The organism is Desulfovibrio legallii, assembly GCF_900102485.1.
GTDB classification, from domain to species: Bacteria; Desulfobacterota; Desulfovibrionia; order Desulfovibrionales; family Desulfovibrionaceae; genus Desulfovibrio; species Desulfovibrio legallii_A.
In genome coordinates this window covers 48,195-71,953 of sequence record NZ_FNBX01000013.1, presented here as the reverse complement: position 1 = coordinate 71,953, position 23,759 = coordinate 48,195, and the positions used below count along the sequence as shown (strand labels likewise).

Here is a 23,759-nt window from a genome sequence, read left to right as displayed (position 1 = left end):
GGAAAGGGGCCGCTGACGCCGCCAGGCCGCAAAAGACGCGCGCCTCGCCGCCAGGGATATATCTTCTTCTATTGGGGGGGGCTCCCCTGCGAGAGATACACCAGCTCTTCCGCAATGGTCAGCAGCTCTTCCAGCAGCCCGCCCCCGCTCATGGGATGGCCGAAAAGGGCCTCGCGCTGATGCTCCAGGCCGCGCTTGCCCACGGCCTCCGGCAACGTGGGGGCCAGGGTGTCGGCCAAGCGGCAGGCCAGAAAATAGCCTTCCGCCCCGGCGGTAAAAAGCTCCTCCAGCGCGGCAAAGCGCGGCCTGACAGAAGTCCAGTAGGCCAGGGCTTCCGGCGTGGGCGGCAGGCCCGCCGCCGTGCAGAGGGCCGCGTGCAGGTTGTTGCAGGCCGCGCCCGGCTGCCCGGCGCGCCAGCCCCACAGCCAGTGGGTGCGGGCAAAAAACAGATGGTGTTCCACGGCCAGGTCCAGCAGGCCGCGCATGTGGTTCAGGGCGCGCAGCAAGGGCGCGCCGCTCGCCGCGGGCCAGGCCGCGCAGGGCGCGCGCAGTTGCCACAGGGGCACCAGCGCGCCCTTGGGCGCGTAGCCGGCCTGGCGCAGCAAGTGGGCCAGCCAGGCGTTGGCCGCCGGGCTGCGGGGCGTTTCCAGATGCGAATAGCTCAGGATATAGCTCCCCTCGCCATACGCGCCGCCCGCCACCAGCGGTTGCCCCGCCAAAAAATCCGCGGAAAGATTGACCCCGTACAAGACCTGCCAGGCCTCAAAAACCTGGGCCGGGATGCGCCGCAAGGGCAGATCCGCCAGCCAGAAGTCCTCGCCCGGCGCGTCATAAGCCGCCAGCACCCGCACATCCGCACCCTCTTCCGGCGCAAAGCGTCCCGGCCACCACACGGGCAGGGCGGGCGCGGCAGCGGGGGCTGCCGTCGTGGCGCAGGGCGGCGCTGCAAACCGCGCGGCAGCGGGCTTCGGGCCATGGCCGTGCGTCGCCAGAGGCGCTGCGGCCGTCGCCCCATCCAGGCCGCTGTCGGGAGCGCCCGCCGCGAGTTCCGGCGGCACGCGGGGGTCGTCCACCCGCAGGCGCACGCGCACATGCCCGGAAATAAGGTGGTGCAGGCGCTGCGGATAGGCGGCGCGCGCCCAGGGGCAAAGGTTCAGGCCCGCCCGGTCGCTCTCATGGCGCAGGGCCAGCCCGGCCCCGCCGCAAAAGCCCAGATAGCGCCCGCCTTGGGCCACCCAGCGGCGCACGGCGTCCAGGCCCTGCGGCCCCAGGGCCTGGGCTTTGAGCCGGGCATTGCCGCCGGGAACCAGCAGCAGGGCGGCCCCGCCGGGCTCCGGCTTGCGTAAAAACGCGCCTTCGGCTATTTCTTGACCCTTGACCAGGCGGCAGGGCAGCCCCAGAGCGCGCACGGCGCGCCAGGCCATGAGCCCCCAGATGTGGGCGCTGTCCCACAGAATATATATAGGTGCAACAGCCGGCATTGCCGCACTATTGCCGCCTTTTACGGAGAATGCAAGATGGCGGATACGCTCCCCAAGGGCTACGAGCCCCACGGCGTGGAAGCCCGGTGGCGCAAACACTGGGAAGAAAACAAAACCTTTACGCCCGACCCTGACGCGCCGGGCGAGGCGTATTCCATTGTTATTCCGCCGCCCAACGTCACGGGCGCGCTGCACATGGGCCACGCTCTCAACCTCACGCTTATTGACGTGCTCTGCCGTCACGCCCGGCAAAAGGGCAAAAACGTGCTCTGGGTGCCGGGCACGGACCACGCGGGCATTGCCACCCAGAACGTGGTGGAGCGCGCCCTGGCCAAGGAAGGCAAAACCCGTCAGGACCTGGGGCGGGAAGCCTTTGTGGAGCGCGTCTGGGCCTGGCGGGCCGACTACGGCCACCGCATTCTGGAGCAGATCAGCGCCATGGGCGCTTCCGTGGACTGGACGCGCCTGCGCTTTACCATGGACGAGGGGCTTTCCGCCGCCGTGCGCAAGGTTTTTGTGCAGCTCTACAATGAGGGGCTCATCTACCGGGGCGACTATATTATCAACTGGTGCTCCCGCTGCCACACGGCCCTGGCCGACGACGAAGTGGAACACCAGCAGGAGCGCGGCAGGCTCTGGAAAGTGCGCTACAACCTGGCGGACGGCTCCGGCGCGGTGACCATCGCCACCACCAGGCCGGAGACCATCCCCGGCGATACGGCCATCTGCGTCCACCCTGAGGACGAGCGCTACGCGGGCCTGGTGGGCAAAACGGCCCTGGTGCCCGTGCTGGGGCGCGAAATTCCCATTATCGCAGATAGCTATGTGGACAGGGAATTCGGCACCGGCGCGCTCAAGGTGACGCCCTGCCACGACCACAACGACTGGATGCTGGGCAAAACCCACCAGCTGGAGTTTGTGCAGGTCATCGACGAAAACGGCGTGATGAAGGCTGAGGCCGGTCCCTACGCCGGGCTGACCAAGGCCCAGTGCCGCGAAAAAATCGTGGCCGACATTGAGGCCGCCGGGCAGCTTGCGGGCGTGGAAGAGCTGGAGCACGCCGTGGGCCACTGCTACCGCTGCCATACGGTGGTGGAGCCGCACGTCTCCACCCAATGGTTCGTGGCCGCCACCAAGCTGGCCCCGGCCGCCCGCAAGGCCGTGCCGGAGCTGACCAAAATCTTCCCCGAAACCTGGCTCAAAACCTACTACCACTGGCTGGACAACATCCGCGATTGGTGCATCAGCCGCCAGATCTGGTGGGGCCACCGCATCCCGGCCTGGACCTGCGACGCCTGCGGCGAGCTGGTGGTGGCCGAGTCCGCCCCCGCCGCCTGCCCCAAGTGCGGCGCCGCCGCCCTGAGCCAGGAAGAAGACGTGCTGGATACCTGGTTCTCCTCCGCGCTCTGGCCCTTTTCCACCATGGGCTGGCCGCAGGAAACCAGGGAGCTGCACCGCTGGTACCCCACCTCTGTGCTGGTCACGGGCTTCGACATCCTTTTCTTCTGGGTGGCCCGCATGATGATGATGGGCCTCCACTTCATGGGCAAACCGCCCTTCCGCCACGTCTACCTGCACGCCCTGGTGCGCGACGCCACGGGCCGCAAAATGTCCAAATCCACGGGTAATGTCATTAATCCCCTGGAGATGATTGACAAATACGGCTGTGACGCCCTGCGCTTCACCCTTACCGCCTTTGCGGCCATGGGCCGGGATATCCGCCTCGCCGAGGAGCGCATCGAAGGCTACCGCCACTTTGTCAACAAGCTCTGGAACGCGGCCCGCTTCGCCCTTATGAACCTGCCGGAAACCGCCCCGGCCCCCGTGGCCCCGGAAAGCGCGCCAGGACTGCACCACCAGTGGCTGCTCCACCGCCTGGAAACGGTCAAGGACGAAATGGACCGCGCCTTTGAAGAATACCGCTTCAACGACGCCGCCCAGCTGGGCTACAAATTCCTCTGGAACGAATTCTGCGACTGGTACCTGGAGCTCATCAAGCCCGACATGCAGTGCGAAGACGCAAACCGCAAGGCCCACGCCCAGTATGTGCTCTGGCTTGCCCTGCGCGAGATCCTGGTTCTGCTCCACCCCATCATGCCCTTTGTGACCGCCGAGATCTGGGCCGCCCTGCCCCAGCCCGCAGGGCAAAACGCCACAGACCTGGCCGCCGAGCCCTGGCCCGCCCCGCGCCCCGCCTGCCTGCGCCCTGAGGAAGCCCGCCGCATGGAGTGCGTCCAGGGCGTCATCGTGGCCGTGCGCACCATCAAGGCGGAGCTGGGCATCAGCCCCAGCCACAAGGTGGGCCTGCTGCTCCACCCCGTGGACGCGGCCCAGGCCGCCCTGCTGGAGGAGAACCGCCAGTGCCTGCTGACCCTGGCCCGGCTGGAAAACCTTACCGTGGACGCCGCCGCCCACGCCCCCAAAGCCTCGGCCTCCGCCGTGGTGGAAGGCTGCCAGGTCATCGTGCCCCTCAAGGGGGCCGTGGACCTCAACGGCGAACTGGCCCGCCTGGACAAGGAACTGACCAAACTGGAAAAAGACCTGGTCGCCACCAACAAAAAGCTGAACAACGAAAGTTTCGTCAGCCGCGCCCCGGCCCAGGTGGTGGACCGCGAACGCCAGAACGCCGCCCGCCTGCTGGACGCCAAAAGCAAGATGTCCGCCCTGCGAGCCCGCTTCGCCGAAGCCCTGGCGGAGGAATAAGGAAACGTTACTGTGGGGGGGGCAGGGAACTTTTGTGAGCAAAAATTCCTTACCCCCCTGCCCCCATTTTTTAAAAAACTTTTCCTCTTCGGGTCGGCGCAGGCCTGCCTGCAAAAAGGATTTTCCGCCAAAAAGCTATGAGCCCCGCCGTCACCGCCTATCTGCAACTGGGCGCGGCCATTGTTCTGGAAGTGGCCGCCACCGCCTGCCTCAAACAATCCGCAGGCATCACCCGCCTTATCCCCGCCCTGGCCGCGGGGCTGGGCTACGCCGCCTCGCTCTGGCTGCTTTCCCAGGTGCTCAGGGTGGTGCCCATGGGCATCTCCTACGGCATCTGGAGCGGCGTGGGCATTGTTCTGGTCTCTCTGGTGGGCTTTTTCCTCTTCGGGCAGAAGCTCGATCTGCCCGCCTGCCTGGGCCTTGGCCTGATCATTGCGGGCGTGCTGGTCATCAATTTTTGCTCCGCCTCGGTGCCGCGCTGAAGCGCCGCCGCAAAAAACGGCCACAAAAATCAGCGGGAAGCGTCGCTTCCCGCCTCTGTCGCCGGGATTTGCCATTGACAGCCGCGGCGCGACAGGCTATGTCCTGACCTCTTAAAGGCGTCGTTAGATGCCCAAACCATTCCCATGGAGGGAAGCATGCCCACTATCAACCAGCTTATCCGCATTGAGCGGAAGGCGGTGGTCAAGCGCAAGAAGACCCCGGCCCTGCAGGCCTGCCCGCAGCGCCGCGGCGTGTGCACCCGCGTGTACACCACCACCCCTAAAAAGCCGAACTCGGCCCTGCGTAAGGTCGCCCGTGTGCGCCTGACCAACGGCATTGAAGTGACGGCCTACATCCCCGGCGAAGGCCATAACCTGCAGGAGCACTCCGTGGTCATCATCCGCGGCGGCCGTGTCAAAGACTTGCCCGGCGTGCGTTACCACATTGTGCGCGGCACCCTGGATACCTCCGGCGTGGCCGATCGTCGCAAGAGCCGTTCCAAGTACGGCGCCAAACGGCCCAAGTAGTCGCCCCTGCAAACCATCCGGCGTGCGCCATGCGCCGCGCCTGGCCGCCCGCAACAGCGGAGCGCCGACGCGCCGCGGGGTTGGTGACGCCGCAGCCAAGCATGAAGGAGAAACCCCATGCCCCGTAAAGGTCCTGTTCCCAAGAGGGAAGTGCTGCCCGATCCGCTGTATTCCAGCCGTCTGGTCACCAAATTCGTGAACCGGCTCATGTACAGCGGCAAAAAGGGCGCTGCTGAAAAGATTTTTTACTGCTCGCTGGAGAACCTGGCCGAAAAGACCGGCGAAGACCCCATGCGCGCCTTTGAAAAGGCCCTGGAAAACGTCAAGCCGCATATGGAAGTCAAGGCCCGCCGCGTGGGCGGCGCCACCTACCAGGTGCCCATGGAAGTGCGCCCGGAGCGCCAGATCTCCCTGTCCATCCGCTGGCTCATCAACTACGCCCGTTCGCGCGGTGAAAAAGGCATGACCGCCAAGCTCTCCGCCGAGCTGCTGGATGCTTACAACGGTCGCGGCGGCGCGGTGAAAAAGCGTGAAGACACGCACCGCATGGCCGACGCCAACAAGGCTTTCTCTCACTACCGTTGGTAGGAGGCCCGCCAACCGCCAGCCCGACTCTGTCCGACGCCGCGTCCGCAAGGAAGCGGCGTCGGTTTTGAACCACACCGCATCAGCAGTATGGAGGAAACACCGTGTCCCGCACCGTTCCTGTAGACAAACAGCGCAATATCGGCATTATGGCCCATATTGACGCCGGCAAGACCACCACCACCGAGCGCATCCTTTTTTACACCGGCGTTAACCACAAGATCGGCGAAACGCACGACGGCGCATCCACCATGGACTGGATGGAGCAGGAACAGGAGCGCGGCATCACCATCACCTCCGCCGCCACCACCTGCTTCTGGAAAGATTGCCGCATCAACATCATTGACACCCCCGGCCACGTGGACTTCACCATTGAGGTGGAGCGCTCCCTGCGCGTGCTGGACGGCGCCATCTGCGTGTTCGACGCCGTGGCCGGCGTGGAGCCGCAGTCCGAAACCGTGTGGCGGCAGGCCGACCGTTACCATGTGCCCCGCATCTGCTTTGTCAACAAAATGGACCGCATCGGCGCGGATTTCTTCCGCTGCGTCAAGATGATCCACGAGCGTCTGGGCGCCAAGGCCGTGCCCCTGCAGCTGCCCATCGGCTCCGAAGACAAATTTGAGGGCGTGGTGGACCTGGTGCGCGGCCACGCCATCCGCTTTGACAAGACCACCAAGGGCGCGCAGTTTACCGTGGAAGGCGTGCCCGCCGACATGCAGGCCCAGTTCGAGGAAAAGCACCACGAGCTGCTGGAAGCCGTGGCCGAAGAGGACGAAGCCCTGCTGGACAAGTACCTGAGCGGCGAAACCCTCACCGAAGAGGAAATCATCTCCTGCATCCGCAAAGCCACCGTGGCGCGCAACATCGTGCCCGTGCTCTGCGGCTCGGCCTTCCGCAACATGGGCGTGCAGCCCCTGCTGGACGCCGTGGTGGACTACCTGCCCTCGCCCGTGGACATTCCGCCCATGACCGGCCATGTGCCCGGCAAGGAAGACCAGATCATCGAATGTCACTGCGACGACAAAGAGCCCTTGGCCGGCCTGGTCTTCAAGCTCTTTTCCGATCCTTTTATCGGCCACCTCTCCTTTTTCCGGCTCTACTCCGGCTGCCTGGAATCGGGCATGGGCGTGTACAACGCCAATACCGGCAAGCGGGAGCGCATCGGCCGCATCCTCAAGATGCACGCCAACAAGCGCGAGGACATCAAGTGGGCCGGCGCGGGTGACATCGTGGCCCTGGTGGGCCTCAAAAACGCCTCCACCGGCGATACCCTCTGCGACGAGAAGCGCCCCATTATCCTGGAATCGCTGAATATCCCCGACCCGGTCATTGAAGTGGCCATTGAGCCCAAAACCAAGGCCGACCGCGACGCCCTCTCCGCCGCCCTCAACAAGCTGGCCAAGGAGGATCCCTCCTTCCGCGTCAAAGGCGACGAGGAGACCAACCAGACCCTCATCGCCGGCATGGGCGAACTGCACCTGGAAATCATCGTGGACCGCCTGACCCGCGAGTTCAACGTCAACGCCAACGTGGGCAAGCCCCAGGTGGCCTACCGCGAAACCATCTCCAAGCCTTCCAAGTCCGACCTCAAGTACGCCAAGCAGTCCGGCGGCCGCGGCCAGTACGGCCATGTGGTCATTGAGGTGGAGCCCAACCCCGGCAAGGGCTATGAATTTGTCAACTCCATCTCCGGCGGCGTCATTCCCAAGGAATACATCCCCGCCGTGGACAAAGGCATTCAGGACGCCCTCAAATCCGGCGTGCTGGCCGGCTTCCCCGTGGTGGACGTGAAGGTCAAGCTGGTCTTCGGCTCCTACCACGAGGTGGACTCCTCCGAACAGGCCTTCTATGTGGCCGGTTCCATGGCCATCAAGGACGCCATGAAAAAGGCCGGGCCCGTGCTGCTGGAGCCCATCATGGACGTGGAAGTGGTTACCCCGGAGGAATACCTGGGCGACGTCATGGGCGACCTCAACGGCCGCCGCGGCCGCGTCCAGAACATGGAAGCCCGCGCCGGCGGCGCGCAGAGCATCCGCGCTCAGGTGCCCCTGGCCTCCATGTTCGGCTACGCCACGGACCTGCGCTCCCGCACCCAGGGCCGCGCCACCTTCACCATGCAGTTTGACCACTACGAGCGCGTGCCCCAGGCCCTGGCCGAAGAAATCCAGAAAAACCGCACCGCCTAGCGGCGCGCGTTTCCTTATGATTCATGGGGCGGGGGCCTTTCTGCAACAGTCCCCCGCCCCCATCCACATCTTTTCAAAAACGCTTCTTCCCCCTGGGGGCCGCATCCGGAGAACGCCGCGTCTGCGGCGGATTGCCCTGCTGCAGCGCCGCCAGGCACAGGAGACGGCCATGCAGGACGATCTGCCCAAGGGATTCAAGGCCGGCGCGGCGGCCGCCGGATTCAAAGCCCCCAACCGCGACGATCTGGGCCTTATTGTGTCCGATCGCCCGGCCGCGCTGGCGGGCATGTTTACGCAAAACGCCTTCAAGGCCGCGCCCGTGCTGGTCTGCCAGGAAATTCTGGCCCGCTACGGCACGGCGCGGGCTGTGCTGGCCAATTCCGGCCAGGCCAACGCCTGCACCGGCCAGGAAGGCCTGGCCAATTGCCGCGCCACCCAGGCCATGGTGGCCGGGCTCACGGGCCTTAAGGTTGAAGACATCCTGCCCCTCTCCACCGGCGTGGTGGGCGCGCACCTCAAAATGGACCTCTGGCTTGAGGCTGTGCCCGCCCTGGTCCGCAGCCTGGGCAGCCGCGACGCCGAAGGCTTTACCCGCGCCTTCATGACCACAGACGCCTTCCCCAAATTTTCCAGCCGCGAGCTTCAGATGGACGGCGGCGTGGTGCGCCTTACCGTCATGGCCAAAGGCGCGGGCATGATCTGCCCCAACATGGCCACCATGCTCTGCGTGGCCCTTACCGACGCCGATGTGCAGCGCGAGCCCTGGCAGGCCATGTTCCACCGCGCCGTGGAGCAGACCTTCAACCGCGTGAGCGTGGACGGCGATACCTCCACCAACGACACCATTCTGGGCCTGGCCAACGGGGCCTCCGGCGTGGCCGTCCGCTCCCCCGCTGACCTGGCCCGGCTGGAGGAAGCCCTTACCGCCATTCTCGGCACGGTCTCCCACATGCTGGTCATGGACGGCGAAGGGGCCAGCAAGGTCATCCACATCACCGTTACCGGCGCGGCCAGCGATGCCGACGCCGCCCGCGTGGCCCGCAGCGTGGGGCATTCCCAGCTGGTCAAAACCGCCATTTACGGCGGCGACGCCAACTGGGGCCGCATTGTCACCGCCGTGGGCTACAGCGGCGCGAGCTTTGATCCCGCCCAGGTGGGCCTGACCCTCTGCGGCGTGGAGCGCTTCCGGCAGGGCCGCCCCGTCAATGACGACAAGGAGGACATCCTGGCCGAACGCCTCAAGGCCAAGGATATCCCCGTGGAAATTTCTTTGGGCGACGGCCCCGGCTCCTATGCCTTCCAGGCCTCGGACCTTGGGCACGAATACGTGTCGCTCAACTCAGACTACCGCTCCTAACTCCAGGTTTTTCCTTCTTGTTGGGGTGGACCCTTTAGAGCAGATTACCTTTGAGAATGCATATTCTCAAAGGTAATCTGCTCTAAACGCCCTGCCCGGCAAGGCACGCCTGTTGTGTCCCCCCTGAGGGAAGAAAAGTTTTTTGAAGGATGGGGGGCGTGGGGGGAAGGGAACTTTTGCTCACAAAAGTTCCCTTCCCCCCACAAAAATATCCTCTTTCCTCCCCCGCTTACGCGCCGCGGGCGTCTGCGGGCACGTCCATAAGCCAGAGGCCGTCGCGCAGGCGCTGGAGGCCCTCATCGCCGAGGTAGCGGCGCAAGGGGCGTTCCGGGGCGGTGAGCAGGTCCACCACCAGGAGCGCGTCGAGGGTGCCGAAGGCGGCATCCTGGTGGAAGGCGGCGATGCGGCCACCCAGCTGGAGATAATGTTTGAAGAGGATGGGCAGGCTGCGGCCGTTTTCCATCTGACGGACCAGGGTATTGACGTCGGCGTAGGCCATCTGACGGGCAAAGGGGATGGGCGCTGTGCGGCGGCGGGGTCTGCGGCCGCGCACCAGGGGTGCCAGGAAGGGGTGCCAGTGGCGCAGGCGCAGGTAGCTGCAAAGCAGGTCCACGCTTTGGGGCTTGTAGTCGAGGCCGATGCTGGCGGGCCCGAAGAGCGTGCGCGCGCCGCTCCGCATGGCCAGCCGGCCGATGCCTTTCCAGAGCAGGAGCAGGGGCGCGTAGTCCCGCTGGTAGGGCGCGCGGACAAAGGCGCGGCCCAGCTCCAGGGCATTGCCGCACTGGCGGAAAAACTCCGGATCGTAGCGGAAGAGCGAGGCCGTGTAGAGATTTCTGGCGTTGCAACTGCGGGCTGCGTCGGGGCGGACCAGGCAGGCGCGGTAGGCACCCGCCAGCGCCTGGCGCTCTTCGTCCACCAGCAGGAGGTGGTCATAGGTTGCGTCGTAGCGGTCCCTGTCGCGGGCCTTGCCGCTGCCCTCGCCCAGGGCGCGGAAAGTCTCTTCGCGGCGCAGGGTCAGTTCGTCCAGCAGGGCGGGCGATTCCGCGCCGTGGAGCAGATAAACGCTGTAGCGCTCTTCACGGGCCAGAAGACGTCCCTGCGGCAAGGCAGCCAGGGCGGCCATGAAGTCTTCCTGCGGCACGGGCGCGGCCAGGGCGGATTTGGGGGCCGCACGGCGGGCCGCGGTGCCGCGGGGCGCGAGGGCTTCCTGCACAAGGCGCAGACATTGCGTGCGCTGGACCGGCGGGAGGTCGCGCAGAGCTCCGGCCTTGTACGGCCGTCCCACGCGAAGGCGGACCAGGCTGCCGCGCTGGCGCTCCAGCGCATGGGGCAGGAGGGCCGTGCCCCAGGCTTCCACAAGTCCGGCCGCGGCCAGGAACAGGGGGCTGACGCGGGCCGTGAAGTGCAGGGGAAGGCACTGCGCTTCCGGGCAGGAGGCCAGCAGCCCCAGAAGGCGGGACCAGGGTTGTTCGCGCAGGCCCACGCCTGGCGCCCAGCGGGCCACCTTGCCCGCCGGGAATACGCCCAAGGCCCCGCCCTGGCGCAAATGCCGCAAGGCGGCGTGCAGCACGGCGGCATTGGCCGCGCCCGCTGCCCCTGGGGAAAGGTCCAGGGGCAGCAGGAACGGGGCCAGGGGGGCCAGCTGGGGCAGGCGGGCAAGGCTGGCGGCGGCCAGGATTTTCAGGTCCGGGCGCTGGCGTCCGCAGCGCGCGGCCATGACCAAACCTTCCAGCGCGCCCGTGGGGTGGTTGGCGTACAGCAGCAGCGGGCCGTGGGCGGGGATGCGCTCCAGCGCGCCGGGCTCCAGCTGAACGCGCACGTCCAGGGCTGCGAGGCAGGCGGCGGCAAAGGCGGGCGCATCGCCGCAACGGGGCAGCCCTTCGGCGGCCTTTTCCAGGCGGCCCAGGGCAGTAAAACGGCGCGCCAGGGCGCGCAGCAGCCGCCGGGCGCGGCGCGGCTCAAAGGGCGCGCCCCCCGGTGCCGGGGATAACAGTTCTGCGGTGCCGGGCATGCTCCTCCTCCTTGTCTGCAATGGTTGCCACAGTACATGGGGAGAACATGCGGGACGCGCGTGGCAGGGCCGTGACGCCCTGACGGCATTTGCGAAAAAGTAAAAAGCTCAGGGCAGACCTGAGGCCTGCCCTGAGCGGAAAAAGTTTTTTGAAGGATGGGGGCGTGGGGGGAAGGGAACTTTTGTGAACAAAAGTTCCCTTCCCCCCACAAAAACCTTCTGCCCGTCAGAACCCGAAACCGTCGCTGTTGGCACCGGAAGCGCCGAAGCCGAAGTCGTCGGGCACGGCTTCTTCCGCAGCGGCGGGGGCGGCTTCTTCGGCGGCCGCGCCAGCCGCGCCGGCTGCCGCGCCGCCCACCACCATGCCTTTGAGGCCGTCTTTGATGGCGTCTTTGATGGTCTGCATGAGCTCATCGTGGCTCACGGCCACTTTACCCTGGAATTCAGCCGTCTGGCGGCGCAGGCCGCCCATGTCGGTGTTCATGGCTTTGATTTTGGCTTCCAGCTCGTCCACCTTTTTGGAGAGGGCTTCGGCGCGGGCCTCGGCGGGCTCCAGGGCGCGCACGCGCTCTTCAAGGGCGGCGGCGGCGGCCGTTTGGGCGGCCATGCTCTTGTAGGTATCGGCCAGGGTATCCAGGGCCTGATCCACCAGGGCCTTGGTGCGGCCATCCATGCAGGTCAGGGAAACATTGTCGCCCAGCAGGCTGCGGCCGGCGCTCACGAAGCCGTCCCAGGACTGGCCTTCGGCCCAGTCCAGATCCAGAAATTTGGGGAACCAGCGGGCCAGCCAGGCGGCGGCAAAGGGGCCCACGGCCTTGGCGCAGCAATCACACTCAATGGAACGGCCGGTCACGAAGCCGGCGATTTCTTTGATATCCACGCCCTCCTTGCCCACGACCAGGGCCAGGACGGACTCCACGGGAAACACTTTACGGGATGTATCGGACATGGCGGCCTCCTCCTCGGAGATCGAAAATTATTCTGTACAACGTGGGTACGCAAGGGCGGCCCCGGCGGACCGGGGCCGCGCAACAACGTTACCTTCTAGCTTCTGCCGTACATGCGCACATAGACCAGGGCCGCCGTGCGATAAACAAAGTGGCCGAGCTTGGACCAGGGCAGATAGGCGAACAGCATCCAGACGAATACCAGGTGCAGGTAGTAGACCAGGAAGGCAGGTGCCACGGCGTCGGCCAGGCGGAAGCACTGGGACAGGATGCCGGTGACGGCCACCAGCCAGATGATGCCCAGAAGGTACCAGTCGTACCAGCTGGAGGCCTGGTATTTGGGGTTAAGCCGCGCGCGCCGCACTGTGAGCACGGCCAGGCCGCAGAGCAGCAGAATAGCGCCCAGGTTGGCCAGGATCTTCACCGGGAAGGTGAGGGGCATGGGCGTTTCGATCTTGATGAGGGGAATGACCTTGCCGCCCCAGTGGCCCAGGGCCACGATGCCCGTGACGCAGACCAGGATGACGAAGCTCCAGACCAGAAGGAAGTGGCCCCACTTACGGTTGGGGGTCTCCTTGCCGGTATCCGGCCCGGCTTCGCAGTCGTCAAAGCGGCGGTGGGTGATGACTTCATCCCAGAGCACATCCCAGAGGTGCAGGGGCCAGCATTTGGTTTTGCCGATGACGGCCAGCTTGCCCTCTGGCTTGAACATGGCCCAGAGCTTCATGACGCCGCGCGCCAGGATGAACACCGCGCCGAAGAAGGTGAGCATGAAGATGGGGTCAATGGTGTAATCACCGTAGAAGATCTGGCCGAAGACAATGCGGCCATCGGCGGCGCGGGGGAACCAGTTGCCGCCGTTGAAGCCGGCGCGGATCCACCAGACCACCAGCCAGAGCAGGGCCGGGATGGCAAAGAGCACAGGCAGGCCGGAGGGCTTGCTCATGAGCTTGCCCACGGCCGTGGGCTCGGTCAGTTCCTTATAGATGACGTTGCGGGCCGCGCCCATGAGGTCGGCCGGGCGCGCGCCGCGCGGGCAGAGGTCCGCGCAGTTGCCGCAGTTGTGGCAGAGCCAGAGGTCCACGTCGGCGCGGAGCTTGTCCTTAAGGCCCCAGGAGGCCCAGACCATTTCCTTGCGCGGATAGGGCGCGTTGGCCGGAGCAAGCGGGCAGGCCACGGAACAGGTGGCGCACTGGTAGCACTTCTTGAGGGACTCGCCCCCCGCTTCTTCCAGCGCCCTGACAAACTCCATATCAGGTTTGATTGTGCATTGTGCCATTGCTGCCATCCTCCTACATGCCCTTGAACGGGTTGGGGCCCAGGGCCATGATGCGGTCCACAAAACCGTCGATCAGGTCAGGTACCGTGTCGTATTCGTCAATGGCCACTTCAAGCTGCTCCACCCGTTCGGGCTGCACGCCCAGGCGGTTGAGGGTCTCGGCGATGTTTTCCTTGCGGCGGGCGCAGATCTCAGAGCCCTTGACGAAGTGGCACTGGTAGTCGTCGCCGTATTTGCAGCCCAGCAGCATGACGCCGTCAAAGCCTTTGCTCATGGCGTCGGAAACCCAGATGGCGTTGACCGAGCCCAGGCAGCGCACAGGGATGACGCGGCAGTAAGGGCTCCAGGTCTTGTGCCGGGCCCCGGCCATATCCAGGGCGGGGTAGGCGTCGTTTTCGCAGGCCAGAATGAGGATGCGGGGGCCCTCGCCTTTGAAGTCCTTGGGCACCTGCACCTCGCGGATCATGGAGCCGATCTGGTCGATATTGTAGTTGGCGAAGGAGATGACGCGCTCCGGGCAGGCGCCAAAACAGGTGCCGCAGCGGCGGCAGCGCGCCGGATTGGGCTTGGGCGTGCCTTTTTCGTCGTCGTCCAGGGCGCCGAAGGGGCATTCCTCTGTGCAGCGCTTGCACTGGGTGCAGCGCACAAAGTTGAACACCGGGTAGGAGAGGTCGCCGGAGCGAGGATGCACGGAAACGCCGTGACTGGCCGCCTCAATGCACTGCACGGCCTTGAGCACCGCGCCGCGCGCGTCTTCCTCGCAGGCGTCCATGGTCAGGGGCTGGCGCACGCAGCCCGCCGCGTAGACGCCCGTGCGCCGGGTTTCGTAGGGGAAGCAGATGTAGTTAGAATCGGCAAAGCCGTCAAACAGCTGCAGATCGGGGAAATCCGGCCCCTGGCGGTACTCAAAGTTGACCGTCACTTCCTTGGCTGTGGTGGGCACCAGGCCCGTGGGCAGAACCACCAGGTCCACGTCCAGGTCAAAATCCATGCCCAGCAGAGTATTTTTGCACTCCACCACCATGTGGTCACCGGCTTCGCGCACGGCGGTCACGTCGGCCTTGGTCATCATAACGCCCAAGCGGTCCTGCATCTTCTTGTAGAAGCGCTCCAGGATGCCCGGCACGGTCATATCCTTATACAGGATGAAGGTCTGACAGGCGTCGTTGGTCTTTTCACAGACCGTATTGGCCAGGCGCAGCATGCCCACGCTGTTCACGGCGTTGGAGTAGGTAAGGTGGCGGAAGGTTTCCAGGTCTTCCTTCACAAAGGCCTTTTCCTCTTCCTCCCCTGCCGCGGCGGGCTTGGCCGGCGCTTCCGGCGCGGGGGCTGCGGCGGCTTCTTCCGCCGCCTTGCGCACGGCCGCCTCGGCCAGGCTCACGTCCAGCACAAAGGCGATGCGCCGCGCGCTGACCTGCCCGGCCACCAGCTGTTTGCCGAAGGTGGCGGCGTCCATGACCATGGGGCTTTTGTCCAGGCCCATGGGCTCAAGATATTTATGGTTCAGGGGCACCCAGCCCGTGGCCAGCACCACCGCGCCCACGTCCACGCTTACGGGGCCGCTTTGGGTGGCGATGACAGCCTTGAATTCGCCCGGCTGGCCTTCCAGCTTTTCCATATGGGCGTTGCAGTGCACGGTGATGCGCGCGTTGCCCGTTACCTGGCTGATCCTGGTTTCCAGGTTGATGGGCTCTTTGTCCGTCCAGGGCGAAGAAAGGGGCGAGGCCATGGGGATGTTGCGGGCCGCGCCGCCGAGCTGGTCGCTCTTTTCCACCAGGACCACCTCGTAGCCCGTGGCCGCCGCTTCAGCCGCCGCCGTCAGGCCTGTCCAGCCGCCGCCGATAACCAGCACGCGCTGCACGCCGGTGACGGCCGCGGAATCGGGCACGGAGCTCTTCTGCAGCTTGACCACGCCCATATTTACATAGTCGCGAGCCATAAGGGCAAGCAGCACGGGCGCGCCCTGGCTCAGGTCCACCGGGCTTTTGTCCGGGTTTTTATAGGACAGCACGCACTGTTCGCGCAGGTTCACATGCTCCACCTGCACGGGCAGGCGGTAGAGATCCGCATCCACCCGGGGCGAAGCGCCGCAGAGCAGCACGCCGTCCAGGCCCTGGGCCTCGATGTCGGCCCTGATTTCTTCCACGGCCTCGGCCAGCACAGGAACAACCTTGACCACAGGCGTGAGGTCACCCCACTTTTCGCCCGTCTGCGCGGCCAGGGCGGGCACGTCCAGCCCGCCGCCGATGTTCTGCTGGTCAAAATAGACGCCAATTTTACCGGCCATGCCGCCTACCTCCCTTTCACCGTTTGCACCGCCTTCAAGGCGGCGGCTGTGCCGGACTGCGCGGAGCGCATCACATCCAGGGGCATGCGCGCGCAACCGGCGGCGAAAATGCCGGCCTCTTCGCCGCCCGCAATAAAGCCGTCTTCATCCAGAGGCAAGGGCAGGGGCGCGTCCTCGCCGGCCAGCGAGGGCTGCATGCCCGTGGCCAGCACCACCATATCGTAGTCCAGCGTCATCTTTTCGCCGCGCACGGCGTCCTCCGCCGTCAGCCGCACCGCGTCGCCGGGGGCCTGGACCACGTCCGCCACCTTGCCCTTGACAAAATGCACGTTGGGCAGGGCCTGGACCTTCTCCAGCACCTTTGTGTAGCGTCCGGGGGCGCGCAGGTCGATGTAGTAGACGGTGATCTGCGTCTGGGGGCTCTGCTCCGAGAGGTACAGACACTGCTTGAGCGTGGCCATACAGCAGATGTAGGAGCAGTAGTTGAGGTGATTCTGATCACGGGAGCCCGCGCACTGCACAAAGGCCACCTGCAGAGGCTGCCGCCCGTCTGTGGGGCGCACCATGCGGCCGCCCGTGGGCCCGAAGGGCGAGGCCAGCCGCTCCATCTGCATGTTGGAAATGCAGTTCTTGACCTTGCCCGCGCCCAGGTTGCTCAGGCGGGTCACGTCATAGGGCTTCCAGCCCGTGGCCACCACTACAGCGCCCACGTTGAGCTCCACCTCGTGGGGCTTTTCGGTCAGATCCAGGAATTTGGCACCCGCCACCCGGGCCGTGTCGGCCTTGGAAAGGGTGCGCATATCCAGAGTGTAGCGGGCGGGGAAGGCGAAGGGCATGGCCTTGTACAGGGCCTTGCGCTTGCCGAGGCCCAGGTCGAATTCGCTGGGGGCCTGGCCCTCCAGGCTGGAGGCCAGCAGGCTGAAGTCTACGTTGTGGGGCGCGGTGTGGCGCGGCTCAATGCGCACCTTGACCTTGTAATCGCCCTTAACGCCCATGAAGCCCACCACCTGGGCCTGGGTGAAAAATTTGACGCGCGGATTTTTCCTGATGCGCTGGAATTGAATTTCCAGCCCGCAGGAGGGGGGACAGAGTTTGGGAAAATACTTGTTGAGCTGAGCCACGCGGCCGCCCAGCCAGGGCGACTTTTCGACGATGAAGACGTCGTGCCCCAGTTCCGCCGCTTCAATGGCGGCTGTGAGGCCCGCAAAGCCGCCGCCCACGACGAGAATGGCATTGGACATCCTGGATATCCTCCTGCGTTGTTGCATAGCGGCTGAAGAAGGGTACGGCCTCCCGCCGCGGAAAGTGGAAACGCCGCCCGTGAGGCCCCGCTGCGCCGAGAAAAGGGGCGGTCTTGCGACCGCCCGGCGGCGCGGGCCGGCGGCACGCGATGCGCCGACCCGTCAGCAGTCTGGGGCGGCCTTGCGGCCGCCCCAGTGTCGTTCCAGTGCCGCCCGACTAGTCAGGGATGATCTGGTAGTAGGGCTTCTTGAAGATCTTGGTCTCGCCGGTGGCGGGATCGTACTTGGAGTTAACGAAGCACTTCCACTTGCTGTCGTCAAGGCCCATGAAGTCCGCACGATAGTAGAAGCCGGGGTACCGGGATTCCTCACGGAAGGCAATGTGCTGCATGTGCAGGCGCACGGTCCAGAGGCGGTGGTAGTTTTCCCAGCAGCGCAGCAGCTCGTGCAGGTCGCGGGCGGCCAGCTTTTCGGAGTCCTCTTCCATCATGTCAAGCAGACAGAAGCCGGTGTCCAGCAGGGCCTTGGAGGTGGTGTAGTAGGTGCCCACGCCGCCGCCGTATTCATCGGTGCACTTGACGAGGCGCATCATGAAGTTCTTAGGCGTGATGTAGTTGGGGTTCACCACGGGGTCGGTGGAAGCGGCCTTGCCTTCCATGTAGTTGTAGTAAGGACGGTAGATGAGCTTCTTGAGCTCGTCGGCCGATTCCTTGAACTCAGGCTTGAAGTCCTTGTGATCCAGGCACCAGCGCACCATCTGCTTGCCGGCGATGCGGCCTTCGGCGTGCGAGCCGGAGGAGAACTTGTGGCCGGAAGCGCCCACGCCGTCGGCGCAGGTGAAGAGGCCTTCCACGGTGGTCATGCGGTTGTAGACCTTGCCGTTGCTGGCTTTGACTTTGTAGTCTTCCGGCACCCAGGCTTCGTCCGGGCCGGAGGCCCAGATGCCGCAGCAGCCGGAGTGGGAACCCAGCAGGTAAGGCTCGGTGGGCATGATTTCGGAGCCGCGTTCTTCAGGCGCGGTGTTGGTGGCGGCCCACAGGTTGGCCTGGCCCACGCACATGTCAAGGAAGTCTTCCCAGGCTTCGGATTCCAGATGCTTCTGCTGCTCTTCGCTCAGGCTGGCGAAGGTGTTGAGCAGGGCGGTCTTGGTGTCCATGTAGATGGGGCCGCGACCTTCGCGCATTTCACGCAGCATCATGTGGTTGCGCAGGCAGGTGGGGATAACGTTGCCCTTGGCGTAGCCGCGGTCCTCGTAGGGCTTAAGCATGGCCTTGTTGGTGGCGCAGTAGTCCTCGCCCTTGGAGTTGGTGGCCTTGGCCTTGAAGAGCAGGAACCACGCGCCCACGGGGCCGTAACCGTCCTTGAAGCGGGCGGGCACGAAGCGGTTTTCCATCATGGTCATTTCGGCGCCCACCTGCGCACACAGGGTGTAGGTGGAGCCGGCGTTCCACACGGGGTACCAGGCGCGGCCCATGCCTTCGCCGGTGGAGCGGGGGCGGTACACGTTCACCGCGCCGCCGGCGGCCACCATGATGGCGTTGGCTTTAAAGATGTGCACTTCGTTGGCGCGCAGGTTAAAGCCCACGGCGCCGGCCACCCGGTTGGGGGTGTTTTTGTCGAGCAGCAGCTTCACGATGAAGATGCGCTCCATCATGCGGTCCTCGCCCAGGGCGTTCTTGGCCGCTTCGGCCACGATGCACTTGTAGGACTCGCCGTTGATCATGATCTGCCAGCGGCCGGAACGCACGGGCTTGTCGCCCTTGCGCAGGGACTTGCCGGCGGCCTTGGCGTCAGCGCCGTTCATGTTGTGGCCGTCGTCGCTCTTGATCCAGCAGGGCAGGCCCCAGTCTTCAAACAGATGCACGGAGTCGTCCACATGACGGCCCACGTCAAAGATGAGGTCTTCGCGCACCAGGCCCATGAGGTCGGTGCGGACCATGCGCACATAGTCGTCGGCGGAGTTTTCGCCCAGGTAGGTGTTGATGGCCGAAAGGCCCTGGGCCACAGCGCCGGAGCGCTCCAGCGCGGCTTTGTCGCAGAGCATGATCTTCAGGCCATGTTTGTCGCCCCAGCGCACGGCCTCATAGGCCGTGCCGCAAGCGCCCATGCCGCCGCCCACGATGAGCAGGTCAACCGCATGTTCTTTGACTTCGGGTTCGGCAATGGCAACGCCCTTGTTCACTTCCTTCACGGGAATCATAGGCATAGTGATTTCTCCTTATCGCACTTGCTGTTGCAAAAGCCTAGCGGCCGTGTTCTTTGCAGGTAAAGACCTTATCGGCTTCCGCCACATCGAACTTCTTGCCCATGGCTTCCTTGGGAGCGGCCAGAGCGGTCTCGGTGAACAGCAGCTCGTCTTCCAGATTGGCGCCTTCGGGGCGGCCGTCGTAAGGCTTGATAGAGCCTTCAGGCGTGGTGCGAATGGGGAACTTGAAGCGCTTCACGTTGCCGTTGCGGAACTTGACCGTCCACATGATGGAGTCGGCCGAACGCATGGGGATACAGGTGCCGCCCATGGGCGCGAAGTCCGCGTAGGGGCGGGCCGTGATGGCGCCCTGCGGGCAGATTTTAACGCAGGAATAGCATTCCCAGCAGGCGTCCGGTTCCTGGTTGTAGGCCTTCATTTCCTCAGGGTCGAGGATCATGAGGTCGTTGGGGCAAATGTACATGCAGGCCGTCTTTTCGCCACCCTTGCAGCCGTCGCATTTGGACGGATCGACAAACGTCGGCATATGTGTCCTCCAACTCGTAAAAGTGTTACAGAAAACCCGCCGGGTTCGGCGAGGCGCAAAGCAAATCCGTCACGCCGGGGGTCAGCCGAGCGCCTCCGCAACGAAGGTAGGGCGTATGGCTTGCGCAATTAGTAACAAGCCCCTGGCATTCACGTCAAGACCCCCTGGGAAAAATTCGTGGAAACTTCTCCTACCCGTCTAAAAAAATGCTTTTAAAACAACATATTATAAATCTTGTGAAAAAAAATTTAATAGTCTTGCCGCCGCACTGTCACCGCCGCGGCACAAAAGCCGCCGAAAAGCGCCGCAACTGCGCAGGGTTGCGCAAAACCGCCAGGGCGCGGCCGCCCCTGCGGGCCGCACAGGCCTTCCGCCCTTGCCAGAGAAGTCGATTCAGGCTAACACGCTTGCACAGACAAGGGAAGCCCTCACGCCCCGATTTTTTACTGGGTGCGCCGCGGCCGAAAGCCGACGCGGGCCTCTGCGTGCGGCGTCCACCCCACTTCATCCTTTGGACAACGACATATGACCGAGCACTCTCATGAACCGCGTGAACCGCGCGCGCCGCGCCAGCACCGCGACCAGCGCGAAGCGCGGCCCCGCCGCCCCCTGCGCGAAGTGGTCAGCGACCTTGACCGCGACATCCTGCGCCTTCTGCTGCGCCGCCACAACCTGCTTGCGCGCATGCGAGGGGATAAGCCCCGCCTGGAGCCCGCGGAGGAAAAGTTCCTGCGCGAATCGTGGGAGGCCGCCGCGGCCCGCGTGAGCCGCGACCCCCGGCTTACCGGCCACTTTTTCGCCCTTATGCAGGAGGTCGTTTTCCAACCCCGGCCCGTGGCCCCGGACGCCAGGGAAGCGGACGCCGAGCTGCGCCCGGAACCGCCCCGCACGGCCTTCAACCTGGCCCCGCCCGCCCGCCCCGTGCGCCTGGAGATGACCGCGCCCCTGGCCTGCCGCGTCACCCGGGCCTGGCTCTACCTGGCGGCCGCCACGGGCCGCCCCTTGCGTCTGACCCCCTGCCTGATGAACGACCCCATCGCGGACTGCGTGCAGATGTTCGTCCAGGCCGGAGCGGCGCTGACCCGCACCGACGACGGCGTGCTGGCCCGACAAGCGCCCCCCCTGGGCGCGCCGGACAAAGTGCTGCACGCGGGCGACAGCGCCTGGAATTTTTTCCTCCTGCTGGGGCACTATCTGGGGCGGCCCTCGCGGGTCAAAATCACGGGCGGCCCAGGCCTGAAGCTGGCCGACTTCACGGCCCTGCGCCACGCCCTGCCCGCTCTGGGCGCGCGGCTGGTGCACGCCGTGCCCAAAAGCGTCGGCCTGCCCGTGCGGCTGGAGTGCTCCGGCATTTTGCCGGACGCCTTCACCCTGCCCGCCGATGCGCCTGTGGAGCTGGCCGAAGCCCTGCTGCTGGCCGCGCCCGGCTATGAGCGCGCCCTAAGCGTGGACCTTGCCGCCCACCCGGATCGGGATACGGCCCTGGCCCGCGTGCTGCCCGTGCTGCGCGCCGCCGGAGCCCAGGTGCAGGCGGACGGCGGGAAGGTGCGCGTGACCCCAGGCCCCCTGGCCCTGCCCGAGGCCCCGGTGCTGCCCCTGGAGCCGGAACTGGCCGTATTTTTGCTGGCGCTGCCCCTGGTGCAGGGCGGCAGCGCCCGCCTTACGGGCCTCTGGCCGCGCTGGCCCGCGGCCCTGGCCGGTTGGGAACTGCTGCAAGACCTCGGCCTGGACCTGCGCCAGGATACCCGCAAAGAACAAGGCGAAATTCTTGCCAAAAGCGCAACCCCGCTGCAGCGCTTTCCGCTGCCGGAGCTGCCGGCCCACTTCCCGGCCGACTGGGCCGCCCTGCCCCTGGCCCTGGCCGCCTGCGCGGCTTTGCGCGGCGAGCCTGTGCGCCTGCCCGCGCTGCCCCCGGAAGTGGCCCCTGCCGAAGCGGAAAGTTTTCTGCACGCCGTGGGCTGCGCCTTGGGCGAAGACGGCCTTTTGTGCAAAAAAGAACAAGGCAGCCCGGAAACCCCCTGGAACGCCCCCAGCCCGGTCTGGGCTATGGGGCTGGCCCTGGCCGCCTGCGCCCGGCCCCACCGCAAGCTGGGCAACCCTGGCGTCATGACCGGGCTCTACCCGGCCTTCTGGATGCTGTACAACAGCCTGCCGGAGCCTGTTCTGCGGCGGGAGCCTGCCGCCCCCGCGCCAGACGCCCCCAAGCGGCGGCGCATCCACACCGCTGTGGTGGCCGTGCCGCCGGAGCTGCCGCCTGACGAAGAGTGGTAAAAGCCCGCGACGGCGCGCGTCCGGCATAAAAAAACAAAAAGCGGCGCGGACGGAGGCTCTCCGTCCGCGCCGCTTTTGCACGGCAAAACAAGCGGTCGTCAGACCGTTGCTGCCTCCTGGGCCAGGATAAGCTCCACCTCGTCCAGGCTCAGCCCGGCGTTTTTGGCGATCTGCCGCGGGGAAAGCCCTTTTTTGCGGCCGTTGAGGATGATCTCGCGCAAAAAACGGGGGGAGCGGCTGATGCCTTCGGCCTGTTCCAGCAGGCGGCGCAGATCCTGAGCGCGGGCTTCGAGCTTGGCGTCCAGGTCGCGCAGCTCGGCCTGCCGCTGGGCAAAAGTGCCCACAATTTCGCGCTCCAGGCGGGCGTTCATCTCAATGCGCTGCAGCAGGCTCTGCTGATTGCCCTGCAGGGCGTTGACAAGCGCTTCCGAGCGGCGCAGGCGCAGATAAAAAAACAGCACGCCGCCCAGAATGGCCAGCTCCAGCAGGGAAAAAACGCCCAAAAGGACAAACAGCAGGGTTGCGTTCATACTTTGATATTCAACAGATTGCCCACCAGAGGCGAAACGGGGGCCGCCTCGGCTTCTTCTTCCGACGCGGTTCTGGCCCGCCGGCGGGTGGCAAAGCGGGCCTCGCCGCCGGCCGCGTGGCCGTCTGCCTCCAGCGAGGTTTTGCCGCCGGGTTCGCTCTTGCTGACCTGGCGCTGTTCCTGCCGGGCCATTTCAGCAGCCAGGACGCGCGCCATGGCGGCGGAAGCCTGCGGGGCCACCGCCGCGGCATTGGCCATGGAAGTGGCCAGACCGGTTTGGGCATACAGCACGGCCACAGTAGCGTCAACGCTCATGCCGGCCTCCCGCCCTGCCGCCGGTCCGCGTGCGGCCGCGGCAAGGGCTTATGAATTCAGGTAGCTTTCCAGCAAAATATCCGTAACCTGCCCCTGGGTCAGGTAATCGTTGAGCACTTCGGTCAGGTCGTGCTTGATGACGGCGGCATTGCCCGCGTCCAGCAGAAAGACGTCGGTTTTACTGCCCAGGTAGAAGTACAGGGCGTCGCGCAGGGAAACCATTTTCCGGTCCATTTCCGCGCCCAGGACGGGATTTTTGTAAACCACGGAGAACTTGCAGATAAGGAAGGCGGCGTCGCCGCCCACGGCGCGCGGCACCACAAAGGGCGCCAGCTCCTTGACCTGCTCCTGCGGCGGCTGGGCGGCAGGGGCCTGGGGCACCACCACCACTTCGGGCTTGACGGCGGGCGGGGGCGGCGGGGGCGGGGTGCGCAGCAAAAACCACCAGACGGCACTGCCCGCGCCCACAAAAACCAGCAGCCCCACGGCGGCAACAAGACGCCAGAGCCGCTTTTTGGCGACGGGTTTGCCCTCTTCCGGCACGGCGGGCGTGGGCGCGCCCTCGGCCACGGCCGGTGTGGCGGCTTCCGACTTAAGGAAGGGCGCGTCGTCCAGGTCCAGCTCCACCTTGCGGCGGGCCGGGTCCGGCCCCAGGTCCATGCGCAGGGCGTCCGTATCCGGATCGGTTTTCAGGGCAGTTTTTTCAGCCACGCGTTCCTCCCGAACCCTGCGCCGCTGCCGCCGCGCGCCAAAGCCCGGAGCCCGAACGCCGCATGGGCCGCGCGCCGGGCGTAAGGCCGCACGGCTGCCTTAGCGCTGCGCGCG

General features: G+C 65.6%; 18 protein-coding genes. 7 read left to right on the top strand and 11 right to left on the bottom strand.

The genetic code is table 11. From position 1 onward, the window contains the following. Positions 1-68: 68 nt before the first annotated feature. Positions 69-1,481, bottom strand: a complete 1,413-nt coding sequence (locus BLS55_RS08755) for a BPL-N domain-containing protein (RefSeq protein ID WP_092154388.1) — start codon at positions 1,479-1,481, stop codon at positions 69-71. A 36-nt stretch (positions 1,482-1,517) separates the two neighbouring features. On the opposite strand from BLS55_RS08755, the gene BLS55_RS08750 reads away from it, so the two are divergent. The 6 genes from BLS55_RS08750 to argJ all read left to right on the top strand — a co-directional run bounded on the left by BLS55_RS08750 (position 1,518) and on the right by argJ (position 9,322). Continuing rightward, the gene (locus BLS55_RS08750; RefSeq protein WP_092154385.1) at positions 1,518-4,184 is read left to right on the top strand and encodes a valine--tRNA ligase; all 2,667 of its coding nucleotides are present in this window, start codon (positions 1,518-1,520) and stop codon (positions 4,182-4,184) included. A gap of 137 nt (positions 4,185-4,321) precedes the next feature. Next, a complete protein-coding gene (locus BLS55_RS08745; protein WP_092154383.1) occupies positions 4,322-4,666 on the top strand; it encodes an SMR family transporter in 345 nt (114 codons plus the stop codon). Between the two features lie 156 nt (positions 4,667-4,822). Then, positions 4,823-5,194, top strand: coding sequence for a 30S ribosomal protein S12 (gene rpsL, locus BLS55_RS08740; RefSeq protein WP_008683436.1), 372 nt, complete (start codon positions 4,823-4,825; stop codon positions 5,192-5,194). A 117-nt stretch (positions 5,195-5,311) separates the two neighbouring features. Further along, entirely contained in the window at positions 5,312-5,782 is a 471-nt protein-coding gene (rpsG, locus tag BLS55_RS08735) for a 30S ribosomal protein S7 (RefSeq protein WP_092154382.1), read from the top strand. A gap of 101 nt (positions 5,783-5,883) precedes the next feature. Continuing rightward, positions 5,884-7,965 (top strand): elongation factor G, encoded by a 2,082-nt coding sequence (fusA, locus tag BLS55_RS08730; RefSeq protein ID WP_092154380.1) that lies wholly within the window; start codon positions 5,884-5,886, stop codon positions 7,963-7,965. 169 nt (positions 7,966-8,134) lie between these two features. Continuing rightward, complete coding sequence (gene argJ / locus BLS55_RS08725) at positions 8,135-9,322, top strand: bifunctional glutamate N-acetyltransferase/amino-acid acetyltransferase ArgJ (protein WP_092154392.1); 1,188 nt, start codon at positions 8,135-8,137, stop codon at positions 9,320-9,322. Between the two features lie 229 nt (positions 9,323-9,551). Here argJ and BLS55_RS08720 read toward each other — a convergent pair whose 3' ends face one another. From BLS55_RS08720 to aprB, 7 genes are all read right to left on the bottom strand, one after another. Continuing rightward, positions 9,552-11,333: a lysophospholipid acyltransferase family protein gene (locus tag BLS55_RS08720; RefSeq protein ID WP_092154378.1), complete on the bottom strand. Its 1,782-nt coding sequence runs from the start codon at positions 11,331-11,333 to the stop codon at positions 9,552-9,554. Positions 11,334-11,559: 226 nt separating this feature from the next. Then, on the bottom strand, positions 11,560-12,282 hold the full coding sequence (locus BLS55_RS08715; RefSeq protein WP_092154376.1) for a hypothetical protein: 723 nt from the start codon (positions 12,280-12,282) through the stop codon (positions 11,560-11,562). 95 nt (positions 12,283-12,377) lie between these two features. Beyond that, on the bottom strand, positions 12,378-13,559 hold the full coding sequence (qmoC, locus tag BLS55_RS08710) for a quinone-interacting membrane-bound oxidoreductase complex subunit QmoC (protein WP_092154375.1): 1,182 nt from the start codon (positions 13,557-13,559) through the stop codon (positions 12,378-12,380). 13 nt (positions 13,560-13,572) lie between these two features. Then, a complete protein-coding gene (locus BLS55_RS08705; RefSeq protein WP_092154373.1) occupies positions 13,573-15,846 on the bottom strand; it encodes an FAD-dependent oxidoreductase in 2,274 nt (757 codons plus the stop codon). 5 nt (positions 15,847-15,851) lie between these two features. Further along, entirely contained in the window at positions 15,852-17,087 is a 1,236-nt protein-coding gene (locus BLS55_RS08700) for a CoB--CoM heterodisulfide reductase iron-sulfur subunit A family protein (protein WP_092154371.1), read from the bottom strand. Positions 17,088-17,304: 217 nt separating this feature from the next. Next, positions 17,305-19,293 (bottom strand): adenylyl-sulfate reductase subunit alpha, encoded by a 1,989-nt coding sequence (gene aprA, locus BLS55_RS08695; RefSeq protein ID WP_092154369.1) that lies wholly within the window; start codon positions 19,291-19,293, stop codon positions 17,305-17,307. Positions 19,294-19,330: 37 nt separating this feature from the next. Continuing rightward, positions 19,331-19,819, bottom strand: a complete 489-nt coding sequence (gene aprB, locus BLS55_RS08690) for an adenylyl-sulfate reductase subunit beta (protein WP_092154367.1) — start codon at positions 19,817-19,819, stop codon at positions 19,331-19,333. 525 nt (positions 19,820-20,344) lie between these two features. Here aprB and BLS55_RS08685 point away from each other — a divergent pair. Beyond that, complete coding sequence (locus tag BLS55_RS08685) at positions 20,345-22,090, top strand: 3-phosphoshikimate 1-carboxyvinyltransferase (protein ID WP_092154365.1); 1,746 nt, start codon at positions 20,345-20,347, stop codon at positions 22,088-22,090. A 98-nt stretch (positions 22,091-22,188) separates the two neighbouring features. Here BLS55_RS08685 and BLS55_RS08680 read toward each other — a convergent pair whose 3' ends face one another. Genes BLS55_RS08680 through BLS55_RS08670 form a run of 3 tightly spaced genes read right to left on the bottom strand, consistent with a single transcriptional unit; the run spans position 22,189 to position 23,645 of the window. Further along, the gene (locus BLS55_RS08680) at positions 22,189-22,620 is read right to left on the bottom strand and encodes a hypothetical protein (RefSeq protein WP_092154363.1); all 432 of its coding nucleotides are present in this window, start codon (positions 22,618-22,620) and stop codon (positions 22,189-22,191) included. Next, entirely contained in the window at positions 22,617-22,934 is a 318-nt protein-coding gene (locus tag BLS55_RS08675) for a hypothetical protein (protein ID WP_092154361.1), read from the bottom strand. The genes BLS55_RS08680 and BLS55_RS08675 overlap by 4 nt, the downstream gene beginning before the upstream one ends. Positions 22,935-22,982: 48 nt before the next feature. Then, entirely contained in the window at positions 22,983-23,645 is a 663-nt protein-coding gene (locus BLS55_RS08670; protein WP_092154359.1) for a flagellar basal body-associated FliL family protein, read from the bottom strand. Positions 23,646-23,759: the final 114 nt, after the last annotated feature.